A 22,720-nucleotide genomic window follows, 5' to 3' on the forward strand; every position below is an offset into this window, starting at 1 on the left:
ACGCACCCGCCGCGCAATCGGGCCCGACACATTCGTTGCCCGCGTCAGGTGTCGCGCCGCACGGGCGACCCTAGCTTCCTCGCATGACCCACCGCACGCGCGCGCAGGCGCGCCGAGCCGTCCTCGCGGCGATCACCGCACTGCTGATCGCCGTCCCCCTCTCGCCCGTCCGGGCGGCCGCGCCGTCCTTCGCGCCCGCCGACACCGGCGCGCGGATCACCGGCCAGACCTGGCTGGACGACCGCACCTTCGACGTCACCGTCGACACCCCGAGCCTCGCGCAGCAGGTCAAGGTGCGGGTCCTGGTGCCGGACGGCTGGTCGCCGGACGCCGCACGCGCCTGGCCCGTCGTGTACGCCTACCACGGGGGCCGCGACGGCTACGTCTCCTGGACGCGCAGCACCGACATCGAGGCGTACGCGGCCCGCCACGACGTCATGGTCGTGATGCCCGAGGCCGCCAACGGCGCGTACGTCGACTGGTACAACGACGGCGAGGGCGGGCCGCCGATGTGGGAGACGTTCCACACCACCGAGGTCGTCCAGCTCATGGAACGCAACTTCCGCGCGGGGACGACCCGCGCCGCGATGGGCATCTCCTCCGGTGCGAGCGGCGCGATGGCGTACGCCGCACGGCACCCCGGGATCTTCAAGTACGTCGCCGCGTCCAGCGGGGTCATGCACATGACCATGCCGGGCATCCCCACCATGCTCGTGCTCACGCAGGCCCTCTACACCGACACCGAGGACGCCATGGACGTCTGGGGCGTACCGGGCGTCGACGCCGAGAACTGGCTCGCGCACGACCCGTGGGTCCTGGCCCGGAACCTGCGCGGCGTCGGCCTGTTCGTCTCCACCGGCACCACCGGCCTGCCCGGCCCGCACGACGCCCCGGCACCCGGCGAAGAGGAGTCCGTCCAAGTCCACGAGGTCACCTGCGGCCGCACCACCCAGTCGTTCCTGCGCCGCCTCGACTCCCTCGACATCCCCGTGACGTCGCACGTCTACGAGGACGGCTGGCACAACTGGGAGGCGTGGCGGCCCGAGATGGACCGCTACTGGGAGCCGATGATGGCGGCGATCGGCGCTTGACCGCCCGGCGGGCCCTCGCCCGAGGGCCCGCCCTCACCGCAGCAGCCCGGTGTGCCGCCACAGCGCCCGGCCCGGCCCGTCCACGAGCCCCAACTCCACCAGGAACGGCACGATCTTCTCGCCCATCCACAGCAGCGTCTCCCGGTGGTGCGGATTCTCCAGCGCGAGCCGCCGCCCCTCCTCCGGTTCGAGCCCCACGCTCCGGTAGACCTCCGGGTCGATCATGAACCCGATCGGGGCGGTCGCCGTGACCGCCGCCGTCAGCCGGTGCATCGCCAGCCGCACCTTCCCCATCCCCCGCATGCTCCGGACGATCTCCTCGCGGGCGAACCGGACGTGCCGGGCCTCCTCGATCACGTGGATGCGGCTGACGTCCCGGACGAGCGGCTGCACGCGCGGATCGTCCATGATCGCCCGCTGCATCCGATCGAAGACCTCCTCACCGACCAGGAACGTCGCCCACATCGCCGGCCCCGACCCGACCGCCTTGTACAGCCGGCCGCCCCCGTGCACGATGCCGGGCAGCCGGTGCCGCGGGGCGCCGAGCCGGTCGAGCAGCCGACCGAACATCACCGAATGGCGCGTCTCGTCCCCCACCTCGGTCAACGCGAACTGCGCGTGCGCGCTGCGCGGATCGAGGTCGTACACGAACCGCATGAACAACTGCATCAGCGACAGCTCCAGCCACACACCGACGTACGTCATGCTCGCCAGCTCGTGCCGCGACAGCTCGACGCGCTGCTCGTCGTCCAGCCGGCGCCACACGTCCGTCCCGTACAGGGACACGCGTTCGGGCGGCAGATAGAACTTCCCCGGTTCCATCGGGACATCCCAATCGATCTCCACACCGGGATCGAACGACGCCTTGGCCGCCGAACGCAGCAGCCGACGCGCGGTGTCCTCCCGTTCCTTCACCTTCATCGCCACTCCACGGGCAGAGGGAAATCCAACGGCCCAACCATCTCCCCGCCGCGAAGCACCGGCCACATTCGACCCACACATACGACCGCGCCGACTTTTGCGTCCTACTCATATACGGTGACGCTCACCCCGCGTTCCACGAGCCGCCCCTCGACCAACGGCTCCACACGCTCCCAACGTCCACCCGCCAACCCGCACCCGATACGCGGCATATGGACGCTCGCCCCCAACGCCAGCGCCCTTTCCCCCACCTTCTCCAGCGCCCGATCGAGCGCGTCGTACCGGATCGGCGGCCCGCTCCGACTCGGCCTGATCCCCCGCTGCGCGACCATGTTCGCCACCCAGATGTACCGCTCCACCTGCACGAACTGCACCGCACCCAGCGCGAACCCGTCCCTCCCCCGATACCACGCCCGATACTCCGCCTCCGGCCCCTTCCACCGCCGCGACACCGCGAGCACGAACCCCTTGCCCCACCCCCCGAGATCGTTGCAAACATGCGCGACGATCTTCACGCCCTTCGCCTGCGGCGACGTGGCGTCCCCCTTGATATACCGAACACCCATGACCCGACTTTAACCCGCCCAACCGGCATTTCCCGGACACCGCAGGCACCAAGAAGGCCAGAAAACCTCCATCAATCACCGGACCAGTGCAGCCGACCACAAAACCAAAAGCCGCGAGAACGGCACCCGGCGGCCCCAGACCCACCTCAACATCGAAAACCACACGCCCTACTCAGCCCGGCACGGCGTGCGACCACGGAGCCTTCTTCAGTACGCCCCGTGCTCGCGGTTGTGAAGAACGTAAACGGCTTCGGCCAGGTGCGGGCAGCAACGTAGGCGAGTGAGGAGCTCCCGGCTCTCGAGCCGCACGTTCACCCGTTCTCCAGGGCCGCGAAGCCGCCCCAGGGCCTGGTTGCGACCGGACAGCTCCTTGCCCTTGACCGGGACGTGGATGTGCGAGCCGACTCCGACGCAGACCTTGTCGGCCAGGTGCCGGACGGCCTCGATGTCGTGGACCGCACCGCACAACGATCCCGACACCCACACGATCGTCCCGTCCGATACCGCGACGACCTGCAGATCCATGCCATGCCGTTGTGCAGCAGAACGGCCGGCTCGATGGCGATCAGCGTGCCGTCCTGCACCAGGAAGGACAGTCCCGACGCCCGCTCCAGCTTGGGAGCGCGGGCCGACAGCAGCATCACCATCTCGTTCACATACCGCCACCCGGTGGCGGTGCCGACCCCGAAACCGGCACCCAGCTGCGCGCGCAGCGCCTGCATGCCCGGCACCAGCACCCGGCCCTTGCTGCCCACCTGCCCGCGGTGGCGGCGGACGACACCGCCGACGTACTCCAGCATCGAACGCGACAACGACGGCGAAGCACAGTAAAAAGCATGCAGAACCTCTGGTCAGGATCGGGCGATGGTGAGAGATCACCCTGCCTACCAGGGGTTCTTCATCTTCCAAGGACCACCGCTCCGCCCGCGATCATGCTGTGATCAGCGCTCTCTCGCCACTACTGAAAGCCTCACGAAGCGCACAGCACCCAGACCGCACCCCAAGCAGATCCCCCCACACGGAGGCACCTCGTGCTCCGCGAGGGCGCGCCCCGCCCGCACACGCTCCTCCCGAAGCGGCCTCCGCACCGACATGCCCGAACGCCCCGTTAGCACAGAAGCCCCTTGCGAAGATCGCAAGGGGCTTCTGACCTGTGCGCACCCGTAGGGATTCGAACCCCAAACCTTCTGATCCGTAGTCAGATGCTCTATCCATTGAGCTACGGGTGCCTGCCGCTGATTACTGTACCGGGTCCACCGGGTGGTCGCGAATCGGTTCCCCTGGAACCCCTGACGAACGTGACATGGGTCACGGAACCGTTCGTGCTCGTCAGACGCCGAACCGGTAATCGAGACGTAAGTGACCTGCGCGCTCTACGCTCGCCTGAGACCCAAACCCCCCTAGAAGGAGAAAACATGCGCATGTCTGCCACCAAGCTGGTCGGCATCCTCGCCGTCGGTGGCGCCCTGTTCACCTCCACCGCGTGCGGCCCCCTCGCCGACGTTGCCGGCGGTGGTGCCAAGGACGAGGCCTGCAAGAACATCGAGACGGAGCTGCGCGGCATCGCATCCAGCAGCCCGTCGCTCACCGGCAGCGGCACCGAGCAGACCGCCAACGAGTGGATCGACGCCGCCTCCACGATCCGCACCGAAGGACAGAACGCGGGCGGCGACGTCGAGTCCGCCGCCACCGCGTTCGCCTCGGACCTGGAGACGGTCGCCAATAGCCTCAAGGAGATGTCCTCGGGCAACCTGTCGGGCGGCATGCCGAACGTCAGCCAGATGCAGCAGCACGGCACGGAACTCGGAGAGGCCTGCGGTTACTCGGGCTTCCGCCTGGGCGGCTGACGGTGACGACCTCCGCTCCCGCGGCCCCGGGAGCGGATCGTCCCCACGAGCAGACCTTCCGGGCTATGCTTTCAGTGACCCGGGCTCAGGCTTTGCCGGTCGGCACGCCGAACCGGTAGCCTGTCCTGTGCCCGAGGGCCACTGGAGGATTCGCCTAGTCCGGTCTATGGCGCCGCACTGCTAATGCGGTTTGGGTGCAAGCCCATCCGGGGTTCAAATCCCCGATCCTCCGCCGTATGACCAGGGGCTTCGTCGAAAGCAAGATCTTCGGCGAAGCCCCTGTCGCGTTCGAGATGTCCGTTTTCTGGGCACTGGATAGCACGTGGTGAGCACAAGATGTCGCCGAGGTGCCGCCGTGCCCAGGTCAGAGCCCCAAAGTGGATCTTGGGGCTGACTACCCTGCGTGTTCGGTGCGCCTCCTCCGGCGGTCCGCGAACGAGATCACGTTCGGGGCGCTGACAGGCACCGCCGCTTCGTCCGTCTCCTCGCCTGTGGATCTGCGGGGGACGACGGCCGCGACGGCTTCGGCGGCGGCTCTCGACACCTCCGGCAGGACGGAGGTGTAGGTGTCGGCGGTGAACGAATGACGCGAATGCCCCAGCGTCTCGCTGATCACCTTCATGTCGACCTTGCCGAGGAGTGCGAGGGTGGCAGCGCCGTGGCGCAGGTCGTGGAAGCGGATCGGGGGCAGCGGGACACCGTCGAGAGCCCCTTGCACGGCACGCTCGCTGACGCGGTGGCCCCGGGCGATCCGGTCGGGCGTCCATCCCTCCTCGGCGTGCCGCCGGCGAACACGACTGTACTTCTGGATCAGGTACTCGAATCGCGTGGAGATCCACTGAGGCCGGAGCGGGCTGCCGTCTTCTCGGGTAAACACCCTGCCCGAGTCGACCCAGATCTCCTTTCCGGCGGCGTGCCGCTCCTGCTCCTGCCGTTCCCGCCACGCGAGCAGCACCGAGATGCTCGTCGTGTCCAGCGCCACCGTCCGTTCGCCCGCTTCGGACTTGGTGTCGTCGTACTCGTCGTCCTCGTCCGGGAGCGTCTCCCTGATCGTGATCGTCCCCGCCCCCGCGAGGTCGGTGTCCTGCCAGGACAGGCCCGCGACTTCGGCTCGTCGAAGGCCGCGGAAGGCGACCAGGTGGTAGAGGGCGTACAGGCGCTCACCGGCCGCGAAGTCGAGGAACGCGCCGGTCTGTGCGGGCGTCCAGACCATCACGGGTCCCGGTGCTTTTCCCGTCTCCTGCCAGCGTTGGACGCGCTCCGGGGTCCAGACGTACGGCTTGGCGCGCCTGCCCTTGATCCGCGGCAGTTCGACGTGCTCGATCGGGTTGTGAGTGAGTCGCTTCGACTTCACCGCAGAGTTCAGCGCCGAGGCCAGCACAGCGTGGATCTTCTTCACCCTCGCGGGCGAGATCGGCTGCCTCTGCTTGCGTACACCCGCTTCACCGGGGAGGGTCTTCCGTGTTGAAAGCGCTCGAACTTCCAGCAGCCGCTGGAGCAGGTCGCTCGGCTTCTCCGAATCGGGAAGCGGCCTGTTGATCTGGAGAATGGCGTCGTACAGGTCGCGCGCGTGCTTGTCGCGCAGCTCCACCAGCTTGAGATGCCCGAGTCCGGGCACGAGGTAGAGGCGGACGATCTCTTCGTAGTCCGCGTAGGTCGACTTGGCCAGACGTCGCTTTCCGGGTAGCCAGATCTTCTCCAGGTAAGCCCCCACCTTCAGGGTCCGGTCGATCGGCTGGCCGAGTCGTTCGGCCGTCGCGAGCCCTTCCATCAGAGCGGCTTGAGCTGCCCTCTGAGTCGTGAAGGGACCGAGGTAGGGCTGTCTTCGGCGACCATCCGCTCCCGGGGGAGCGTCATAACGCGCCCACCAAGAACCGTGGTTCCGCTTGGCGAGCTGCGGGCATGTGCCCAGGGCGAACTTCTTGCCCGTCTCCGGATTACGGCAGCCGCAGCGTTTGAACGTCGTACCTCGCAAGGCTCCTCCTTCGTACGAGACCATTCGCAGCGCCAGGAGCCGAGAAGCGCGTCGGCAGACGTCGGTCTAGTCGTCGGGCCGCTTCCTCAGCACCTGGGACACTGCTTGGACACTCACACCGAGCTGGTCGGCGATCTGCGTGAGCGTGAGGCCATCGGCGCGGGCTTCGCGGAAGGCCTCTCGGCGGACGGCGGCAAGCCCACCGATCACCTCCCGGGCGACGGTGGCGAGCTGTTCTGCGGCACCCGCACGGGGGATCGGCCCGAGATGCCCGAGTTCGTCGAGGCCATCGGCCAGTAGGTTCACCAGCCTCGCCAGGCGTTCCTGCGGGTGGTCCCGGGCCTCGCCACCGCCATCCACGCTGTCATCACTCACTCACGCAAAGTTAAGTAAAGCGCAGAGATCATTTCAAGGGATGTCTTGAAAGTTGTTGTCCCAGGTGACGGGGCCAAGCACCTGGGTGCCGAGCATCGGGCAGCCCGGCACCCTGAGCTTGGCGAGGCCCGCACGTCCTTCAGCCGTCCGGACTGGCACGCTCTGCTCCGAGAACGGAAAGCAGGTCGGCCGTCGGGACGCGGTAACAGCCCCCGATCCGGATGACCCGGCACGGGAACTCGTCGCGCCGGGCGAGTTCGTAGGCGAACCCGCGGGAGAGCCCCAGAGCCCTCGCCGCAGTGGTGATGGTGACGACCGTTGGGAGCGAGGCGAGGTCACCAAGCTTCATGGGTGTCATGCGGAGAGCTCCTTGGTGAAGGTGTTCGCGTGAGGCAGCAACCCCTGGGCGGCGAGGACGCGAGTGGCGGTGGATTGCCGACCAACGTCGCCAGCAGGAGGTGTGGGTAGCCCCAGAGGCACTGGGCCATGGGGCTCGGGACAGAGCATGCGCGCCTCCGGTTAGCGGGAGCTGGGAGCCGGGCGAATCGCACCGATGTATTGGCGTTCGCGGGTGGGGTTTCCGGTGTAGGTGGCGATGCGGACGACGTCGCCGGTCTGGGGGGCGTGGATCATGCGGCCGTTGCCGAGGTGGATGCCGACGTGGTGGATGGTGGCGGGGTTGCCCGGGTTGGTGGCGAAGAAGACGAGGTCGCCGGGTTTCAGGGCGTGGCGGGGGATGTGGGTTCCGGCGCGGTATTGGTCGGCGGCGACGCGGGGTAGGCGGATGCCTGCTTTGGCCCAGGCGTGCTGGGCGAGGCCGGAGCAGTCGAAGCCTTTGATGCCGGCGCCGTGGGCGGTGCCGTAGGTGGGGCCGGAGGGTCCGCCGCCGCCCCAGGAGTAGGGGGTGCCGAGCCAGCGGAGGGCGGCGCGGACGGCTACGCTGCCGCGTCCGGTGGGGGTGGGGGCGGCGTAGCGTTCGGCTTGGTCGAGGACTTTGCGGACGTACCAGTCGGCGTGGTTGTAGTGCCAGATCGCGCGGCGCAGGTGGCGTCCGCCTTTTCCGGCGTTGTTGTGGCAGAGGTAGTTGGCGGCGCCGTGGATGGCGTCGGCGGGGTTGTAGCGGTCGCGGTGGCCGTCGTGGTCGCCGTCGGCGCCGTAGGCGGCCCAGGTGGCGGCGAGGAACTGCATGGGGCCGCCAGCCCCGGCGTGGTTCTGGCCGGTGTGGACTCCGGGGAGGGTGGAGCGACCGTGGTCGGTTTCGACCTTGCCGATGGCCGCGAGGACGTTCCAGCCCAGGCCGGGGCAGGTCTGCGCGGCGTCGGTGTACCAGCGCAGGTAGGCGGGTGGGATGTCGCTGCGGGCGAGGTCGGTGGGCGCGCCGGTAAGAGTTGATCCGCCGCCTGCCTGGCCTTGTCCGGCCAGCAACAGCACGAGGGCCAGCGGCAGGGTGATCGCGGCGACGGCGGCGGCAGCGGCCTTCATCCGGCCGCCGCGATGTGCGTGGTGGGCGGCGGATCAGTCGGCTGATTGGGCGCCGGTGCGGGCGCGTTGTCGGGCGCGGTAGCCCGCACCTTTGGTGTCGGTGTCATTGGCGGTGCCCTCGGGGTCGTGGTGGGGCTGCCGCAGCACCTCGCGGACCGCTTCCCAGGAGTAGCGGAAGTCCTTGCCGGTTTTGAGCGCGGGGATCTGCCCGGCGTGGGCCATCCGGCGGATGGTCTGGGGCGACAGGCCGAGTCTGGCGGCGAGTTCGGCGGTGGTGAGCACGTCGGGGTCGCGGCCGGGTGTCTCGGTCATCGATCAGGCTCCAGGGTCGGGGTCATCGTCGCCTCTCAGTGTGCTGGACGAGGTGCCACGGAAGCACGTTTGCCGTTTGAAGAAGCTGTTTAACGTTGCTTGCGCTCCCCCATCCTGCCACGTACAGTGATCGCTCGACAACTATAAGCAATGAATCGGGGGTGTGTGGCCTTGAGACTTCGAAGTGCTGGGGCGACCCGTCCACGGGCGGTCGGGGTCCTGGACGTGGTGGTGGCCGGCGCGCATGGCGGTGCCGGGACCTCGACGCTGGCGGCGCTGCTGCCCGCGGCGTGGGACATGGGAGCCGTCGCGGCGATGCCGGATGCGGATCGGTGTCCGGTGCAGGCCAAGGGGCGGCCGGTGCTGCTTGCCGTCCGCAACACCGCGGCCGCGGCCCGGTGCGCGACCGCCGCGATCGCCGTGCTGCGCCAGGGCGGGGAGGGGGTCGCCGGGCTGGCGATCGTCAGCGACGGCGGCCCGGAACCGCGCGACGCGACGGCGCGGTTCGCGCTGCTGGAGTGGCAGGTCGGCGGCGTGGTCCGAGTGCCGTATGTGCGGGCTCTGCGGCTGGTCGAGGACCCGGCCGAGGTCGCCCTGCCCGCCAAGGCGCAGCAGGCGCTGGAGGAGCTGCGCCGGCTGGTGACCGCCGATGGGCGGGGGTGGCGCCGGTGACGACGCCGACCGATCCGCCGCCGTCGCTCGAGATCCCGGACCCGTTGCCGGCGGCGCCGCCGGGGCTGGACGCCAAGATCGACACGCTGCTGGCCTGGGGGAAATGGGGGGTGATGGTCTGCGGGTTGGCCGGGCTGTTCATCTGCGGCGGGCAGATGGCGATCGGCCGTAAGAACCGCTCGTCGTTCGCCGCCGACGGCGCGACCGGTGTGCCGTGGGTGCTCGGTGGTCTCAGCCTGGTCGCCGCGGCGGCGCCGATCGTCACGGTGTTCTTCACATGAGGCCGCCGCTCTCCCGGAGAAGCCTGGTGGCCGTGGCGGGGACGGTCGTCGGTGGTGCTCTCGTGCTCGGCGCCGTTCACTTCACCGGTGGTCACGCCGCACCCGCCGGCGGGAACGCGGGTCGACCCGAGCCGCGCGCCGGGTTGGTGAGCGCGCCCCCGGTCTCGTTCGCCGGGGTCACATGGCGCGACTACCACAGCGTGCTGCTGCCGTACTCCGCCGACGGACCGCGCGAGTCCGGGGACGGGCCGACGTTCGGGTTCGCGCGGACACCGTCGGGTGCGCTGCTGGCGGCCGTGCACATCGTGGTGCGGGCGCACGCCCTGTGGGGGCCTCGGGTGTTCGAGCCCACGATCCGCAACCAGGTGATCGGCCCGGACGTCGTGGTTCTGCTCGAGGCGACCCAGCACGCGTATGAGAGCCGTCGCGGCGATCGTCCTTTCGGGGAGGCGCTGGGGCGGGCGTACATGGTGCTGGAGGGCTACCGGTGGCTCGGCTACACGCCCCGCGCGGCGACCGTGGATCTGGTGACGGCCGGTCCCGGCGACAGCGACGTGACCGTCCGGGCCGTGGCCCGGGTGCAGGTGCGGTGGGAGAACGGTGACTGGCGCGTGCTGGCACCACCCGGCGGAGCCTGGGGAGGCTCCGCGGTGTCGGTGCCATCCGCCGAGGAGTACGTCCGCTTCCCGCACGGGGGTGGCCGGTGACGGCGCCGCTGGATCCGCAGGAGCCGTGCTCACCGGTGCTGGAACCGTCCTGCGTCCAGCCGGCCGACGATGACCGCCGTTCATTCGGTCCGCCGATGCCCGATCTGCCCGCAGCGATCGGCGGGGACATGCTGCAGGCCACCGCCGACGGGTTCGAGTCGGCGGTCGGATGGCTGATCTCCAACACCGCCGCCTGGTGGGTCGACACCCCCTCACCGAACCTGGAACAGGAACCGGCCATCGGATTCCTCCAGGACCTGATCCAGCCTCTGACGATCTTCGTCGCGCTGGCGGCGCTGCTCGTCGTCGCAGGAAAGTTGGCGCTGACGCGCAAGGCGACGCCGCTGATCGGTGCCGGGCAGGGCCTAGTCGTGCTGGTGACGGTGACTGTCATCGGCACGCTGCTGCCCAACCAGCTCCTGCAGCTGGGGGACCTGTGGTCGGACTGGGCCCTGACCGCCTCCTCCCAGGGCGAGTTCGCCACGCGGATGGCCAAGATCGTGGCGTTCCCGTCCGGGACGCCGGCGGCGCTGGTGATCGTGCTGTGCCTGGTGGCGATGTTCATCGGCATCATCCAGGCGCTGCTGCTGCTGTTTCGCGGCGCGGCCCTGGTCGTGCTGGCGGGGGTGCTGCCGCTGGCCGCCGCCGGGATGATCACTACCACGACCCGGCCGTGGTTCGGCAAGGTCGCCGGCTGGATGCTCGCCCTGGTCTTCTACAAGCCCGCCGCCGCGGCCGTGTACGCCACCGCGTTCACCTTCATCGGCGAAGGCGAGGAACTGCACACGGTCCTGATGGGCTTCACGATGATGCTGATCAGCCTCATCGCGTTCCCGGTGCTGCTGAAGTTCTTCTCCTGGCCCACCGGCGGCACTGAGTCCAGCACCGGCGGCGGGGTGCTGAACGCGGTCATGGGCGGCGCCACCGCCCTGGGCGCACTGCGCGCCTACGGCGGTGCCGGATCCGGCGGGCGCGGCGAGTCCGCGGGCGAGCACGCCGACTACCTGGGACAGCAACTCGGCGAGCAACCGGGCCCGCCCCATGAAGGCGACCAGAAGCCGCAGCCAGACCCCGCGCAGGGGCAGCAGGCCCCAGGGCAGTCGACGGTTCCCGGTGAGCAAGGACAAGCGCCGGTGTCGCCGTCGGGGAGCGAGCAGCCGGACGGCGGCATGACCGAGGCACCCGGCCGGACGGCGGGCGGCGAACCGTCCGGCAGCGGCTGGGCCCCTCCCGGCGGGCACGACGAGCCGGTCGGGCCGACCACCGTCCGGACGGCCGACAAGGAAATGCATCGCGGTCAGGACACGATCCGGTGGCTGGGCAACCCCACCGGTTCCGGCAACGACGACAACAGCGGTCCCGGCGGCGGTCCCAGTGGCGCGGCCGGCGAAGGAGGCGGGGGCCATGGGTGACGCCCGTACCTACGGCGGCTGGCGGCGCCGGCACGGCATCGGACTGCTCGGCATGGACACCACCGCCACCTTCACCGCACTCGGCGCCGCCATGCTGCTGGTCGTCGTCGCGGCCGTCACGCCGGGCACGCTGGTGTTCCTGCTGCCGCCGATCGCGGTCGCGGCCGGACTCGGGCTCCTCCGCATCGGCGGGATCCCGGCCGGTCGGCTGCTACTGGCCAAGGCCCGGTGGCGATGGGCGATGTGGCGCGGCCACAACCGCTACCGGGCCGGGGTCATCATCGACCACCCTCGAGCCTTCCAACTCCCGGGTGTCCTGGCGCCATTGACGCTGCTGAGCGTCGAGGACGGCTACGGCGGCCGGTACGGGGTCGTGTGGGACCGCCGCACCGGGCTGCTGACCGCGACGCTGCGGGTGGTGCCGACCTCGACGTGGCTGGCCGACCGGTCCGACGCCGACACCTGGGTCGCCTCTTGGGGCGGCTGGCTCGCCGCCCTCGGCCACCAGCCCGCCATCCGCTGGGTCACCGTCACCGTCGACACCGCACCCGAACCCGGCTCCACCCTCGCCGACACCATCGGCCGCGCCGTCGTGGCATCCGCGCCCGAACCCGCCCGCCAGATCATGGACCAGCTCGTCCGCGCCGCACCTTCGGCCGCCGCCGACGTCGACACCCGCGTATCGATCACCTTCGACCCCAAAGCATCCTCGGCCCGGCCGAAAGACCTGTTCGAGGCCGTCGCCGAACTCGGGCGCACCCTGGACGGGCTCGCCTCACGGCTCGGCAACTGCGGAGTATCGGTCCTGGGCCGCGCCACCGCCGCCGAGATCGCCGGAACCGTCCGCACCGCGTTCGACCCGCACGCCCGCGGTGAGATCAACAGGCTCCTCGCGGGTGCCGGTGCAGCCGACGTCTTGACGTGGGGCGATGCCGGTCCGGTCGCCGCAACCGAGCACACCGACCGCTACGAGCACGACGGCGGGACATCGGTGAGCTGGGCCTGGCACGAACCACCCCGCCAGAACGTCCGCTCCGACGTCCTGGCCCGGCTCGTCGCCCCCGGCCCCTTCCCCAAACGGGTGACGCTGCAGTACCGGGCGCTGCCGGCAGCGGCGGCAAGCCGGGTGCTGCAGCAGGAGGTGAACGCGGCGGCGTTCCGCGCCCAGTTCCGGCGCCGCACCGGACGCGACGAAACCGCCCGCGACAGCTGGGACGCCGCCCGCGCCCGCCAAGCCGCCACCGAAGAAGCCATGGGCGCCGGAGTCTGCCTGGTGTCGATGTACGCCACCGTCACCGTCACCCACCCCGACGAACTGCGGCGCGCGGCCGCGCATGTCGAGGCGTCCGCCGACTCGGCCAAGATCCGGCTTCGGCGCATGTGGGGCAGCCAGGCCGCCGGGTTCGCCACCACCCTGCCGTGCGGCATCTGCCCGCCCGAACTCTCCCGCCGCCTCATCCACTGAACCCTGGAGCTCCATTGATGACTCAACGCATCGAAGACCGGGCCGATGGCCGAGCCGCTCGCCCCTGGCTGGGGCTGGCGCGGCCGAGGCGCCGGACGCGCCGCCCACGTCGAGGCCGCACCCGAATACCAGGCCACCACCAGCCAAGCCTGCGGCCTGTACCCCTTCACCGCCGGCTCCGGCACCCCCACCGCCGGCACACCCGTCGGACGCCACCAACTGTGGGGCGAAGTCGTCTGCCTCGACCCCCTGGCGTGGCTGCGCGAAGGACTCGTCACCAATCCCGGCATGTTCGTCCTCGGCCAACCCGGCACCGGCAAATCCACCCTTGTGAAAAGGCTCGTCACCGGCGCCGTCGCCACCGGCACCACGCCGATCGTCCTGGGCGACACCAAACCCGACTACACCCGCCTCGTCGAATACCTCGGCGGGCAGGTCATCCGCGTCGGGCGCGGCGCCGACCGCATCAACCCCCTCGACGCCGGCCCCCTCGACAAAGCCCGCCGCCGACTCAACGGACCCGACGCCGAAACCCTGCGATGGGAGGTCCGCTCCCGACGGCTCTCCCTGCTACTGGCCCTGGCGACACTGGTGCGCGAAGCGCGCATCACCAACGCCGAGGAAGTCGTCCTCGGACAAGCCGTCGACCTGCTCGACGACCGCCTCGACCACGACCCCACCGTCATCGACGTCCTACGCATTCTGGAAGAAGGACCAGCGGAGCTGCGGGCGGCGACCCGCACCGACACCGACGCTTCCTACCGCGCCCAGACCCGCGACCTGGTCTTCACCCTCGACCTGCTCGTCTCCGGCTCCCTCGCCGGAGTGTTCGACTCCCCCACCACCCGAGCCCTGGACCTGGACGCACCCGCCATCAGCGTCGACATCTCCCGCGTCCGCGCCGCAGGCGACAAACTCCTCACCGCCGCGATGCTGTGCACCTGGGCCTACGCCTTCGGCATGGTCGACGCCGCCACCGCCCTGGCCGACCTCGGCGCCGCCCCACGCCGCTCCTACCTCGGCGTCATCGACGAACTCTGGCGCGCCCTGCGCGGAGCCCCCGGCCTGGTCGAACACGCCGACGCACTCACCCGCCTCAACCGCGCCAAAGGCATGGCCTCCATCATGATCACGCATTCGCTCGCCGACCTCGACGCCCTGGCCACCGAGGAAGACCGCGCCAAAGCCAAGGGCTTCGCCGACCGGTCCGCGATCACGGTGCTCGCCGGACTACCGCCACGGGAACTGGCGCGCGTCCACGAGATCACCCCGCTCACCGGCCCCGAACAACACCTCGTGTCCTCCTGGTCGGCCCCCGACTCCTGGCAACCCGGCGCCCGCCACCCCGGACGGGGCAAGTACCTCATCAAGACCGGCGAACGCCTCGGCATCCCCGTCGAACTCTCCCTCGTCGGCGCCGAAACCGACCTCTACGACACCGACCACGCCGTCCGGGGAACGGCATGAGCACGGCGATCTCAGGGGCCGGCCGTGTTGAGCCCGTCCGCAAAGTCGCACAGCTCGGTCATCCGGTCGTACATGTCGAACGGGTCGAGCTCGGCGAAGCCGGACCGGTGCCAGAGCCCTCCGGGTTCGAGGATCCGCTCGGCACGGTCGGTTTCGAGCTTGTCATCCAGGCGCAGGAGCGCGCCGATGGCCCAATGCTGGTCGTACACGCAGTCGGCCCTGGGCAGGTAGTGCTCCAGGTAGGCGACCAGGACATCGGCGTCCTCGCGGTCGCCGAAGCGGGCGAGAGCGAAACAGTAGCCCTGCCCCGCATAAGTGAGCCGGCTCTCCAGCAGCAACCGGCCGAGCGATCCACGGAAATGCGTGCGCCGGTCAAGCCCGATCAACCACGCAGCCGTGATGCGTTCACGCCAGTTGGGTCCCGCGTCCGGGTGCAGCAGGAACTCCAGCTCGGCATCGGTGATCCGCTGCGCGTCGCGCCGCAGATCGTGGAGGAAGCCGCTGCGCTCATGGTCGGGCAATCCGGTGAAATTGCCGTGGAGGAGTTTCAGGTAGCGGCCCGGCCCCGGCCCCGTGTCCGCGACGACGTACCGGCGGATGAGCTCGTCGCGGTCACCGGGCAAGCTGCTCACACCCGCATCCTCGTGCAGGGACACAGGCCCGCACAACGCCCACGCCGCCCGCACTCGCGCCCGTTCCGGGCAGTTGCCGCGTGAGCCGGGCACTGGGACCGCAGGCGCCGGTGTTCAACTCCGGCGCGGCCGGGGGCTGGCTGGTCCTGGCCGCGTGCTGGACACCGATCGCCGGGCTGTGGATCGTGTGGGCCTCGGCGAAGATCGCCGCCGCGCTCACCGGCGGACACGTCATGCCCTTCGGCGCCGACCTCGCGTTCACCCTCGCCGGATGGGACACCGGCACCGCCTGGCCCGGCACCCCGACACCGCTGGTCCTGGCCGTGCTCGCAGCCCTCCTCACCGCCGTCGCGGCGAGCGTATGGATCACCTGGCAGCGCGTCGCCGCGCGTTGTCCACAGCCCGGGGACGCCGTCGCCGCACTCGCCGACAACCCCGGCCTCGCCGCCCTCCAACCCGAAGCGACGGCCAAGAAGGCCGTCAGCCTGCGTCGTTCCCTACACGGCAAGTCACCCGGCGACCTGGCCGCTGAAGAGATCGGCTTGGTCCTCGGGGACGTCCTCCTGCCCGGTGACCGCAGCGGCCCGACGCTGTTCACCTCGTGGGAGGACACCGTCGTGGCGTTCATGGCGCCGAGGTCGGGCAAGACGACCACGCAGTCGATCCCGCACGTGCTGTCGGCACCCGGCCCGGTCATCGCCACCAGCAACAAGGCCGACCTGTGGTCAGCGATCGCTCCCGTCCGCGCCGAACGCACCGAAGGACGGAACTGGCTGTTCGACCCGCAGCGGATCACCTACCAGCCGCAGACCTGGTGGTGGAACCCGCTCGCCGGCCTGTCGACCGTCGAGGACGCGCACCGGCTCGCCGGGCACTTCGTCCTCACCGTCGACGACGGCCAGAAGAAAGACCTGTGGGGACCCGCCGCCCAGGACCTGCTGTGCGCGCTGTTCCTGGCCGCCGCCACCTCCGACCGTTCCCTGCACCACGTCGCGCAGTGGCTCGACGAACCCGCCGTCCCCACCCCCATCGAGCTGCTGCAGGAGGCGGGGTTCCAGCTCATGGCGTCCTCGCTCAAAGGAACCCAGAACGGCGCCGTCGAAACCCGCGACGGGATCTACCAGACCGCCCGCACCGCCGCCAAAGCCCTCCGCGACCAAGAGATCCTCGCCTGGGTCACCCCGAACGACGACCTGCCCGTGTTCGACCCGCACACCTTCGCCGACTCCCGCGACACCCTCTACCTGCTGTCCAAGAGCCTGTCGGCCGCCGCGCCGCTCATCGCCGCGCTCACCGACACCACCATGCGCGCCGCCGAGCGCCGCGCCGAGCAAGCCGGCGGACGCCTCGACCCGCCCCTGGTCGTCGCCCTCGACGAAGCCGCCAACATCTGCCGCATCGCCGACCTCCCCCAGCTGTACTCCCACCTCGGCTCACGCGGGATCATCCCGGTCACCATCCTGCAGAGCTACGAACAGGGCGTCACCGTCTGGGGCGAAGCCGGCATGGCCGCCCTCTGGGGCGCCGCCACCCGCAAACTCATCGGCGCCGGCATCGACTCCCCCCGCCTGGTGCGCGACCTGGCCACCCTCATCGGCCAGCACGACGTCCCCGTCCGCTCCATCACCTACAACGACGGACGCGCCAGCGAACAGATCTCCCTACGCCGCCAGGAAATCCTCGAAGCCGCCGACATCCGAGCACTCCCCACCGGCACCGCACTCCTACTCGCCACCGGCACCAAACCCGCACTCCTCCGGCTCCGCCCCTGGTACTCCGGGCCGCACGCCACCGCCATCAACCAGGCCATCAAGACCGCGGACGCCGCCATCGCCGAAGCCGCGCGAGACCACTACGCCCGGGACGATCCCGCACCTGAGACCTCGTAGAAGCGGCGAGCTTCTCAGCGAGGAAGGGGATCCGCACATGGCACTCATCAGAAACCCAGGAGACTCATGCACACCAAGAACGACGCGAACGGCGCCGACTCCAACGAGAAGCCGAAGCCGCTCTACCCGAACGTCATGAAGTGGGTGACGCACCACTTCACCCCCATGTACCGGCGCACGCTCGGCGGCGAGTTCCGCTGGTGCGCCGAATGGTGGCGGCACGACGAGGCGATCTCTCGCCTCACCGCCCTCTGGTACGCCTGGGAGGCCATGCGCCTGCAGGGCGCCACCGGCATGGCCCTCTGGTATCGCGACCACCTCGACCACCAGCTCCCCGTGCTACTCGGTGCGCGCGGCCCCTTCTACCAGTGCACCGAGAACGAGCACCTGAACCCGCACAAGGCCCGTCTGGTCCCCGCACCGTTCGGATGGCAGACCTCCCGCGACGACGACCTTCCCGCGGCCCACGCGTGACCCACTGACATCCGAAGCCCTCAATCGCCCCACCTGGAGACCCGTATGCCCGATCGCATCGAGGCCGCCCTTCTCGCTCTCGACGCCTACCAGCAGAACCTGCTCCCGAGCCTCACCACCGGCCACCGCGAAAGCCGAGCCGAAGCCGAGGGCCTCATCCACGGACTCGTCGGCGATCTCCTCCGCTACGCCGAGTACAACGACCTCGGCACGGTCGACTTCCTCGACCAACTCGTCCGAACTCGCCTCGACCACGACAGCTACCCCTTGGCGCTGCCCGACCACTTCCGGCTCAACACCGAGGTTCAGTTCCGCCAAAACGGACGGACCGACGACACTCCCGCCCACCGAGGATTCATCGACCGACTCAAGGCATCCCCCACCGGCAGAGACGCCTGCACGCTCCGCGTCCCGGGCCTCGCCGAGCCGCTCCACGCACGCACGTCCGATCTGCGGGTCGCCGACCCGATCCGGCTCGTCCCGACCCGCACCACGGGAATCGTCTTCTCCGCCTTGGAGGCAGAGGCCGCGATCGTCGCCCTGTCCACCGAGCTGCTGCGAACTCCGTCAGACGGCACCGCCGACCCGAAAGTACTGGCCGATCTCGCCGAACTCTCCGGCACGCTCGCCAACTGGTCCGGAACCACGCCCGGTGGCGTCCTGCGGCACTTCCGGGAGACGGCGGACAACGTCCTGAACGGTCGCGAAGAACCCGTTGATGCGCCCACACCCGCCGAACTCGCCGCCACCGCGTTCCCGGACGGCATCGCCGAGGCCCTGCAAGCCGTCCAGCCGCCACCGGGCAACCGCCCCAGCCCCCAAGCCTCACCTGGCACATCCACGAAACGCCGCCCCTGACCGCACACTCGCCGCCGACAAACCCGCAAACCACCGGAGCACCCATGGCCAACGCCGGCCCCGAGGAGTTCGCCGAATTCGGAGCCACCGTCCTCGACACCTTCCAGGACCTCTTCGAAGAGACCGGATACCTCGACCACCGGACGAACGACGCCCACGCCCGCGAACTGCTCGGCGATCTCCTCGTCGATCTGATGCACTACGCCGAACGCCGCGCCCTGGACTTTGGCGACATCCTCGGCGAGGCGCGCGGCTACTTCCGCGCCGAACAGCATCCGACCGACACCTACGCGATCGGTTCGACCGTCGAACTCGAGGGGCCCGCCGCGGAGGAGGCCGTCCTACTCGGCCGTCCCACGCGCGGCACCATCACCGGCTTCTTCGTCCCCGACCACGGCTTCACCGAGTACTACGTGCACTTCCTCGGCGACAAGAGCGCCCAGCGTGTCATCAGCGCCGACCTCGATCCGGCCCCGCGCTTCCCGTCCACTCTCACCACGGAGGGGGCGATCACCAACCCACTGAAGGCCGAGGACGCGCTGGTCGAGGCGACAACGCGGATCGGGCTCGCGGACGTCCACGGGGTCAGCCCCGCCCCGGACGACCTTCGGGATCACCGCGCTCTCCTCAGAGCGTTCGCCTCCTGGACCGGCTTGGACCGGCGAAGCGTCACCGATCTGCTCCTCAGCCGGGTCGCGGAACGCCTCCCCGCGCCAGGAAGCGGTCAGCAGCCAACATCCACGCCGGACGCCCCCGCTCCGGGCCGACTTGCCGCGCAAGGTTTCCCGGTACCCCTCGCCGAGGGACTACGGGCCTCCATCGGGGGACCTCCGAAGCCAAGGCCGGACGCCCACCCCAAGCGGCAAGGCCCGAACCGCTAGCCCTCAACTTCGAGCCACGAGCGCGACACTCCGCAACGATCGTTGATCTTCACACTCCAGACGCCCACACTGACGTCATCAACTTTAGACAATGTTTCGCACCATCGTCCTTCTTGAGGGAAAGGTGCGACAGCCTGGAGGCTCCTTGCAACAGCACTTCGACAACGTCAACGCACGAATCCGATCCGCCGGCAGCGTTCCGGCTCTGCTCAGCGCGGCCTTCACGGGCCTGGAGGTCATCGAGCGCGCCACCACCGTGCTCGCCGATACCGCACCGGCCTGCACCTACCCCGGCTACCAGGTCGCGCGAGCCGAAGCCCGCAACGCGTGGTCGGCGCTGGCCACGGCACCAACGCTGAACTGCCCCGACCAGACCGCCACCGAGGGCGCCGACGTCCAGGAGCTCGCTTCGTCCATCGCCGCCTTCGTGCTGGTGGTCGCCGAGGCGATCGTGAACGTCGCCTCCAAGACAACCGAACCCGGCGACCAGACGGCCTGCCTTCGCGCGGCTCGTCACGCCGGACACGTCCACACGGCACTGAGGTGAACCGATGAACCACGACCCGAAAACCAGCCAGCTCGTCCGCGCCACCAAGGCTCTGGAGGGCTACGAGGAAGCCGCCTTCCCCGGCAAGTCCTCGCTTCTCCGAGGCGACCAGCTCTACGCCTCGGCCCTCATCGCCGCGCTGATCTGCGACCTGGAGCACTACGCCAACCAGTACGGCCTCAGCTTCAGCCACGCGGTCAACGTCGGCCGCTCCAGCCACGCCGAGGAGGCCGCCGAACAGGCGACCTACTACATCGGCGACCACGTCCGGCTCCTCGACCACGACGGCCGCTGCGGGACCATCATCGGCTGGGCGACCATCGACGACCAGGTAGACCGGCTCTTCCTCATCGTCGTCCCCGGCGTCTCCCGCGTCTACGATGAAACCGCCGCCCGCCTCGAGCCGGCCCCGCCGTTCCCCACGACGCGCACGACCACCGGGAACATAACGCACGCGCTCCAGGCCGAATCGGCCTACATCAGCCTGGCGGCCCGCATCCCACGCACAGCGCTGCCCCACCAGCCCGCCCTGCGACAGGACTGCCAGAAGCTGCTCGCCGCCCTCAGCACCTGGAGCGGCGTCCCCGTCTCCGAACTGCTGAAAGGACTCCACCCCAAGGTCACCAAGCGCACCGAGGTGTTCTCGCAGAAAGACGATGACCGCGCCTCCACGTCCGAGCCGCCCTCGTAGGGACCGCTCGTACAGCACCTGATGCCCTCGCCCACACCAACGCCTGACGGAGGACATCCCGCATGGCCCACGAACGCGAGCACAAAGAAGTCCGCCACACCTGGTTCACCGAGATCATGACGACCGCGCTCAACGACCTCGCCCACACCGAGCGCGTCATCACCTCCTTCGCCGCCCAGGAACCCGACGGCTTCATCGCCTGGGGACTGGCCGAAGGCGAAGCCGTCCAAGCCCACCAGGCCCTCAAACAGGCCCCGTCCCTGCACGCCGCCGTCCCGTCCGACCACACCGCCGAGAACGCCACCGCCGACGTCCTGTTCACACTCGCTCGAAAGGTGACCCAGGACCTCGTCCGCGCCGCCGAACTCGCCGCCGACCCCGACGACAAGGCGGCCTGCCTGCAGGCGGCCCTGCACGCCAGCCGGCTCCGGGAAGCCCTCCGGTAACCGTGGCGACCTTCGGGGAGATGACCTCGCTCGCCTACCAGCACCTCACCGAGCTGAGAAGGAACCTCCACACACCGACCACCGCCACCCTCGCCCAGCACGCCCACGCACCCGCCGAACTGTCCCGCCTCACCAGCGTCCTGGCGCGCTACCACGACCGCATCGCCACCGGCTTCGGCATCCCGTACACCAGCGACAACGGCGTACGGGGTGCCGCCCGCCGAACGGCAACACTCCTCCACCAAGCCGTGGACACCCTCGGCACGCCTTCAGACATCGACGCCCCGACCTCAGACCTGACCGAAGGGCTCCGCGCCGTCTCCATCGCCCTGGGCTGCGGGCTTGACCTCCTCGCATCCCACGTCCCATCGACGCAAGGCCGATCCCATTCGGCCAGCGCGGAGGTGATAGGCGCTACCGACACAGCCCGGTCCCTTCTTCACCATCTCAGCGAATACACCGCCACGGCAGCCCACCTCACTCAACTCACCACCGCACCAGCTCAGCAAGCCGCCGTCCCGCTCCTCCGTGCAGCTGTACTCGCCCGCGTCATTGGCCAAGCCAACGACGCCCCCATCACAGCCGTCCCGTTCCACCACACCCCAGAACGCATCCCACCCCGCCCAGGGGAAGGCATCGACGAGCTCTTGGAAGGGATCAGTGCTACCGCGCAGCGTCTGGAGAATTTCGAGTCACCCGTCTCGGTCCCCACGTGGCGCTACCTCGCCACCGCCGCCGCGATCACCTGCGACATCAACCACAAGCTCGCCCTCTCCCTGACCCGCCGCCTGAAAGAGCTGCAAGAGCACGAACCCGCGTCCGCTTTCGAGCAAGCCACCAGCGCCGCTCGCCGCACCAGCACGAAATGGCGCATCGTCGCCAAGCACTGGAACAAGCTCCCCGGCCACTACGGTCACCCGACCGAGGCCCCGGCCACCGACGCCAGCGACCTCATCATCAGACTCGGCCGCCTGGTCTACGCCGACCCCGACTGGAGGCCAAGCCCGCGAGCCACCTACCGCGTCAAACCCCTGGAGGAGTTCGCCCCCACACCCGCAAAAGCAGCCAGGACCGCAACAGCCGCCCTCTTGGCCCTCAACTCCTGCAACGCCATCGCAAGCCACCACCGCAGCGCCGGGAACGACGCGGCCATCATCGCAGCAATCCAAAAATCACAGCAAGATCCAAAATACTATCCACACCAAACAATTAGGGCTGCACATTTTGCTGAGCGCTACAAGATCGCGCAATCTGCAGGCGACAAAGCAATCAACCTTCTCAAGCTTGCAGTAAGGACCCTGAGTCTCGATGCCGGGGAACTCAAAATGAGGATCATATCGCAAGTCGACAAAGACTTTCCCGCCTCAATTCAGGACGCCTTGGCGACACATCAAGAATCACAACATGCACCCCGGAGAGAAGCGCGAGTGACTATCAATGATAGCAATAATCACTCGTCCTATCGACCATCATGCCCCTGATACAGGGCAGATCAGCGGCATGGACGTCGACACACGCTCCGGGTCCGTCCAGTTAACCGGACAGACCCGCCTTGGATCAAGCCAAGCCATGGAGGAGCATTCCCGTCTCGTGACTACGGCGCTCACGAAAGCACTTTTAGACGCCCCGAAGACACGCCCAACCAAGCCCATCGACCATACCTTCGAAGCGATCAAATAAGCACATGACCGCCCATCAATCGATATCCGGATTGACTAACAAAAAGTGA

The 22,720-nt window shown here is 69.3% G+C and carries 24 protein-coding genes, 2 tRNA genes and 1 pseudogene; 17 read left to right on the forward strand and 10 right to left on the reverse strand.

From position 1 onward, the window contains the following. Nucleotides 1-83: 83 nt before the first annotated feature. On the forward strand, nt 84-1,091 hold the full coding sequence (locus F7P10_RS18645) for an alpha/beta hydrolase family protein (protein WP_151010505.1): 1,008 nt from the start codon (nt 84-86) through the stop codon (nt 1,089-1,091). Between the two features lie 33 nt (nt 1,092-1,124). Here F7P10_RS18645 and F7P10_RS18650 read toward each other — a convergent pair whose 3' ends face one another. From F7P10_RS18650 to F7P10_RS18665, 4 genes and pseudogenes are all read right to left on the reverse strand, one after another. After that, nucleotides 1,125-2,012 (reverse strand): diiron oxygenase, encoded by an 888-nt coding sequence (locus F7P10_RS18650; protein ID WP_151010507.1) that lies wholly within the window; start codon nt 2,010-2,012, stop codon nt 1,125-1,127. A gap of 104 nt (nt 2,013-2,116) precedes the next feature. Then, on the reverse strand, nt 2,117-2,578 hold the full coding sequence (locus F7P10_RS18655; protein ID WP_151010509.1) for a macro domain-containing protein: 462 nt from the start codon (nt 2,576-2,578) through the stop codon (nt 2,117-2,119). Between the two features lie 207 nt (nt 2,579-2,785). Further along, nucleotides 2,786-3,378: pseudogene (locus F7P10_RS18660) on the reverse strand (IS5/IS1182 family transposase). A 356-nt stretch (nt 3,379-3,734) separates the two neighbouring features. Beyond that, nucleotides 3,735-3,807, reverse strand: a tRNA-Arg gene (locus F7P10_RS18665). Between the two features lie 192 nt (nt 3,808-3,999). Here F7P10_RS18665 and F7P10_RS18670 point away from each other — a divergent pair. Beyond that, a complete protein-coding gene (locus tag F7P10_RS18670) occupies nt 4,000-4,425 on the forward strand; it encodes a hypothetical protein (RefSeq protein ID WP_151010511.1) in 426 nt (141 codons plus the stop codon). Between the two features lie 143 nt (nt 4,426-4,568). Next, a tRNA-Ser gene (locus tag F7P10_RS18675) sits at nt 4,569-4,657 on the forward strand. 162 nt (nt 4,658-4,819) lie between these two features. Here the strand turns inward: F7P10_RS18675 and F7P10_RS18680 are convergent. From F7P10_RS18680 to F7P10_RS18700, 5 genes are all read right to left on the reverse strand, one after another. After that, entirely contained in the window at nt 4,820-6,196 is a 1,377-nt protein-coding gene (locus tag F7P10_RS18680; RefSeq protein ID WP_176611537.1) for a site-specific integrase, read from the reverse strand. A 270-nt stretch (nt 6,197-6,466) separates the two neighbouring features. Beyond that, nucleotides 6,467-6,775: a sigma factor-like helix-turn-helix DNA-binding protein gene (locus F7P10_RS18685; RefSeq protein ID WP_151010515.1), complete on the reverse strand. Its 309-nt coding sequence runs from the start codon at nt 6,773-6,775 to the stop codon at nt 6,467-6,469. A 139-nt stretch (nt 6,776-6,914) separates the two neighbouring features. After that, on the reverse strand, nt 6,915-7,133 hold the full coding sequence (locus F7P10_RS18690) for a helix-turn-helix domain-containing protein (protein ID WP_151010517.1): 219 nt from the start codon (nt 7,131-7,133) through the stop codon (nt 6,915-6,917). 161 nt (nt 7,134-7,294) lie between these two features. Then, a complete protein-coding gene (locus tag F7P10_RS44455) occupies nt 7,295-8,257 on the reverse strand; it encodes a C40 family peptidase (protein ID WP_151010519.1) in 963 nt (320 codons plus the stop codon). A 33-nt stretch (nt 8,258-8,290) separates the two neighbouring features. Next, the gene (locus F7P10_RS18700) at nt 8,291-8,569 is read right to left on the reverse strand and encodes a helix-turn-helix domain-containing protein (RefSeq protein ID WP_151010521.1); all 279 of its coding nucleotides are present in this window, start codon (nt 8,567-8,569) and stop codon (nt 8,291-8,293) included. 231 nt (nt 8,570-8,800) lie between these two features. On the opposite strand from F7P10_RS18700, the gene F7P10_RS18705 reads away from it, so the two are divergent. The 6 genes from F7P10_RS18705 to F7P10_RS18730 all read left to right on the forward strand — a co-directional run bounded on the left by F7P10_RS18705 (nt 8,801) and on the right by F7P10_RS18730 (nt 14,573). Continuing rightward, nucleotides 8,801-9,241, forward strand: a complete 441-nt coding sequence (locus tag F7P10_RS18705) for a hypothetical protein (protein ID WP_151010523.1) — start codon at nt 8,801-8,803, stop codon at nt 9,239-9,241. Next, nucleotides 9,238-9,522: a hypothetical protein gene (locus F7P10_RS18710; protein ID WP_218040568.1), complete on the forward strand. Its 285-nt coding sequence runs from the start codon at nt 9,238-9,240 to the stop codon at nt 9,520-9,522. The genes F7P10_RS18705 and F7P10_RS18710 overlap by 4 nt, the downstream gene beginning before the upstream one ends. Then, the gene (locus F7P10_RS18715; RefSeq protein ID WP_151010527.1) at nt 9,519-10,229 is read left to right on the forward strand and encodes a hypothetical protein; all 711 of its coding nucleotides are present in this window, start codon (nt 9,519-9,521) and stop codon (nt 10,227-10,229) included. The genes F7P10_RS18710 and F7P10_RS18715 overlap by 4 nt, the downstream gene beginning before the upstream one ends. A 95-nt stretch (nt 10,230-10,324) precedes the next feature. Further along, nucleotides 10,325-11,641 (forward strand): hypothetical protein, encoded by a 1,317-nt coding sequence (locus F7P10_RS18720; protein ID WP_151010529.1) that lies wholly within the window; start codon nt 10,325-10,327, stop codon nt 11,639-11,641. Beyond that, nucleotides 11,634-13,106, forward strand: coding sequence for an SCO6880 family protein (locus F7P10_RS18725; RefSeq protein WP_218040569.1), 1,473 nt, complete (start codon nt 11,634-11,636; stop codon nt 13,104-13,106). The genes F7P10_RS18720 and F7P10_RS18725 overlap by 8 nt, the downstream gene beginning before the upstream one ends. Nucleotides 13,107-13,151: 45 nt before the next feature. Beyond that, entirely contained in the window at nt 13,152-14,573 is a 1,422-nt protein-coding gene (locus F7P10_RS18730; protein ID WP_151010533.1) for a hypothetical protein, read from the forward strand. A gap of 11 nt (nt 14,574-14,584) precedes the next feature. Here the strand turns inward: F7P10_RS18730 and F7P10_RS18735 are convergent, their stop codons facing one another. Continuing rightward, nucleotides 14,585-15,205, reverse strand: a complete 621-nt coding sequence (locus tag F7P10_RS18735; RefSeq protein WP_151010535.1) for a DUF6000 family protein — start codon at nt 15,203-15,205, stop codon at nt 14,585-14,587. Between the two features lie 80 nt (nt 15,206-15,285). On the opposite strand from F7P10_RS18735, the gene F7P10_RS18740 reads away from it, so the two are divergent. The 8 genes from F7P10_RS18740 to F7P10_RS18775 all read left to right on the forward strand — a co-directional run bounded on the left by F7P10_RS18740 (nt 15,286) and on the right by F7P10_RS18775 (nt 22,472). Next, nucleotides 15,286-17,094 (forward strand): type IV secretory system conjugative DNA transfer family protein, encoded by a 1,809-nt coding sequence (locus F7P10_RS18740; protein WP_151010537.1) that lies wholly within the window; start codon nt 15,286-15,288, stop codon nt 17,092-17,094. A 66-nt stretch (nt 17,095-17,160) separates the two neighbouring features. Then, nucleotides 17,161-17,568: a DUF4913 domain-containing protein gene (locus F7P10_RS18745; protein WP_151010539.1), complete on the forward strand. Its 408-nt coding sequence runs from the start codon at nt 17,161-17,163 to the stop codon at nt 17,566-17,568. A 45-nt stretch (nt 17,569-17,613) separates the two neighbouring features. Then, nucleotides 17,614-18,426, forward strand: a complete 813-nt coding sequence (locus F7P10_RS18750; RefSeq protein WP_151010541.1) for a hypothetical protein — start codon at nt 17,614-17,616, stop codon at nt 18,424-18,426. A 44-nt stretch (nt 18,427-18,470) separates the two neighbouring features. Next, the gene (locus F7P10_RS18755) at nt 18,471-19,307 is read left to right on the forward strand and encodes a hypothetical protein (RefSeq protein ID WP_151010543.1); all 837 of its coding nucleotides are present in this window, start codon (nt 18,471-18,473) and stop codon (nt 19,305-19,307) included. A gap of 145 nt (nt 19,308-19,452) precedes the next feature. Further along, nucleotides 19,453-19,854, forward strand: coding sequence for a hypothetical protein (locus tag F7P10_RS18760; protein WP_151010545.1), 402 nt, complete (start codon nt 19,453-19,455; stop codon nt 19,852-19,854). 4 nt (nt 19,855-19,858) lie between these two features. Beyond that, a complete protein-coding gene (locus F7P10_RS18765; RefSeq protein WP_151010547.1) occupies nt 19,859-20,545 on the forward strand; it encodes a hypothetical protein in 687 nt (228 codons plus the stop codon). A gap of 62 nt (nt 20,546-20,607) precedes the next feature. Further along, nucleotides 20,608-20,991: a hypothetical protein gene (locus F7P10_RS18770; protein WP_151010549.1), complete on the forward strand. Its 384-nt coding sequence runs from the start codon at nt 20,608-20,610 to the stop codon at nt 20,989-20,991. Between the two features lie 20 nt (nt 20,992-21,011). Next, nucleotides 21,012-22,472 carry a hypothetical protein gene (locus F7P10_RS18775; RefSeq protein WP_151010551.1) on the forward strand — a complete coding sequence of 487 codons (1,461 nt, stop codon included), beginning with the start codon at nt 21,012-21,014 and terminating at the stop codon, nt 22,470-22,472. Nucleotides 22,473-22,720: the final 248 nt, after the last annotated feature.

The organism is Actinomadura sp. WMMB 499, from assembly GCF_008824145.1.
Lineage (GTDB): Bacteria > Actinomycetota > Actinomycetes > Streptosporangiales > Streptosporangiaceae > Spirillospora.

Excerpts from the sequence above, each read along its gene's own strand:
- F7P10_RS18645 (WP_151010505.1), top strand. The coding sequence starts at position 84 with ATGACCCACCGCACGCGCGCGCAGGCGCGCCGAGCCGTCCTCGCGGCG.
- F7P10_RS18650 (WP_151010507.1), bottom strand. The coding sequence starts at position 2,012 with ATGAAGGTGAAGGAACGGGAGGACACCGCGCGTCGGCTGCTGCGTTCG.
- F7P10_RS18655 (WP_151010509.1), bottom strand. The coding sequence starts at position 2,578 with ATGGGTGTTCGGTATATCAAGGGGGACGCCACGTCGCCGCAGGCGAAG.
- F7P10_RS18670 (WP_151010511.1), top strand. The coding sequence starts at position 4,000 with ATGTCTGCCACCAAGCTGGTCGGCATCCTCGCCGTCGGTGGCGCCCTG.
- F7P10_RS18680 (WP_176611537.1), bottom strand. The coding sequence starts at position 6,196 with ATGGAAGGGCTCGCGACGGCCGAACGACTCGGCCAGCCGATCGACCGG.
- F7P10_RS18690 (WP_151010517.1), bottom strand. The coding sequence starts at position 7,133 with ATGACACCCATGAAGCTTGGTGACCTCGCCTCGCTCCCAACGGTCGTC.
- F7P10_RS44455 (WP_151010519.1), bottom strand. The coding sequence starts at position 8,257 with ATGAAGGCCGCTGCCGCCGCCGTCGCCGCGATCACCCTGCCGCTGGCC.
- F7P10_RS18700 (WP_151010521.1), bottom strand. The coding sequence starts at position 8,569 with ATGACCGAGACACCCGGCCGCGACCCCGACGTGCTCACCACCGCCGAA.
- F7P10_RS18715 (WP_151010527.1), top strand. The coding sequence starts at position 9,519 with ATGAGGCCGCCGCTCTCCCGGAGAAGCCTGGTGGCCGTGGCGGGGACG.
- F7P10_RS18720 (WP_151010529.1), top strand. The coding sequence starts at position 10,325 with ATGCCCGATCTGCCCGCAGCGATCGGCGGGGACATGCTGCAGGCCACC.
- F7P10_RS18725 (WP_218040569.1), top strand. The coding sequence starts at position 11,634 with ATGGGTGACGCCCGTACCTACGGCGGCTGGCGGCGCCGGCACGGCATC.
- F7P10_RS18730 (WP_151010533.1), top strand. The coding sequence starts at position 13,152 with ATGGCCGAGCCGCTCGCCCCTGGCTGGGGCTGGCGCGGCCGAGGCGCC.
- F7P10_RS18745 (WP_151010539.1), top strand. The coding sequence starts at position 17,161 with ATGCACACCAAGAACGACGCGAACGGCGCCGACTCCAACGAGAAGCCG.
- F7P10_RS18750 (WP_151010541.1), top strand. The coding sequence starts at position 17,614 with ATGCCCGATCGCATCGAGGCCGCCCTTCTCGCTCTCGACGCCTACCAG.
- F7P10_RS18755 (WP_151010543.1), top strand. The coding sequence starts at position 18,471 with ATGGCCAACGCCGGCCCCGAGGAGTTCGCCGAATTCGGAGCCACCGTC.
- F7P10_RS18765 (WP_151010547.1), top strand. The coding sequence starts at position 19,859 with ATGAACCACGACCCGAAAACCAGCCAGCTCGTCCGCGCCACCAAGGCT.
- F7P10_RS18770 (WP_151010549.1), top strand. The coding sequence starts at position 20,608 with ATGGCCCACGAACGCGAGCACAAAGAAGTCCGCCACACCTGGTTCACC.
- F7P10_RS18775 (WP_151010551.1), top strand. The coding sequence starts at position 21,012 with ATGACCTCGCTCGCCTACCAGCACCTCACCGAGCTGAGAAGGAACCTC.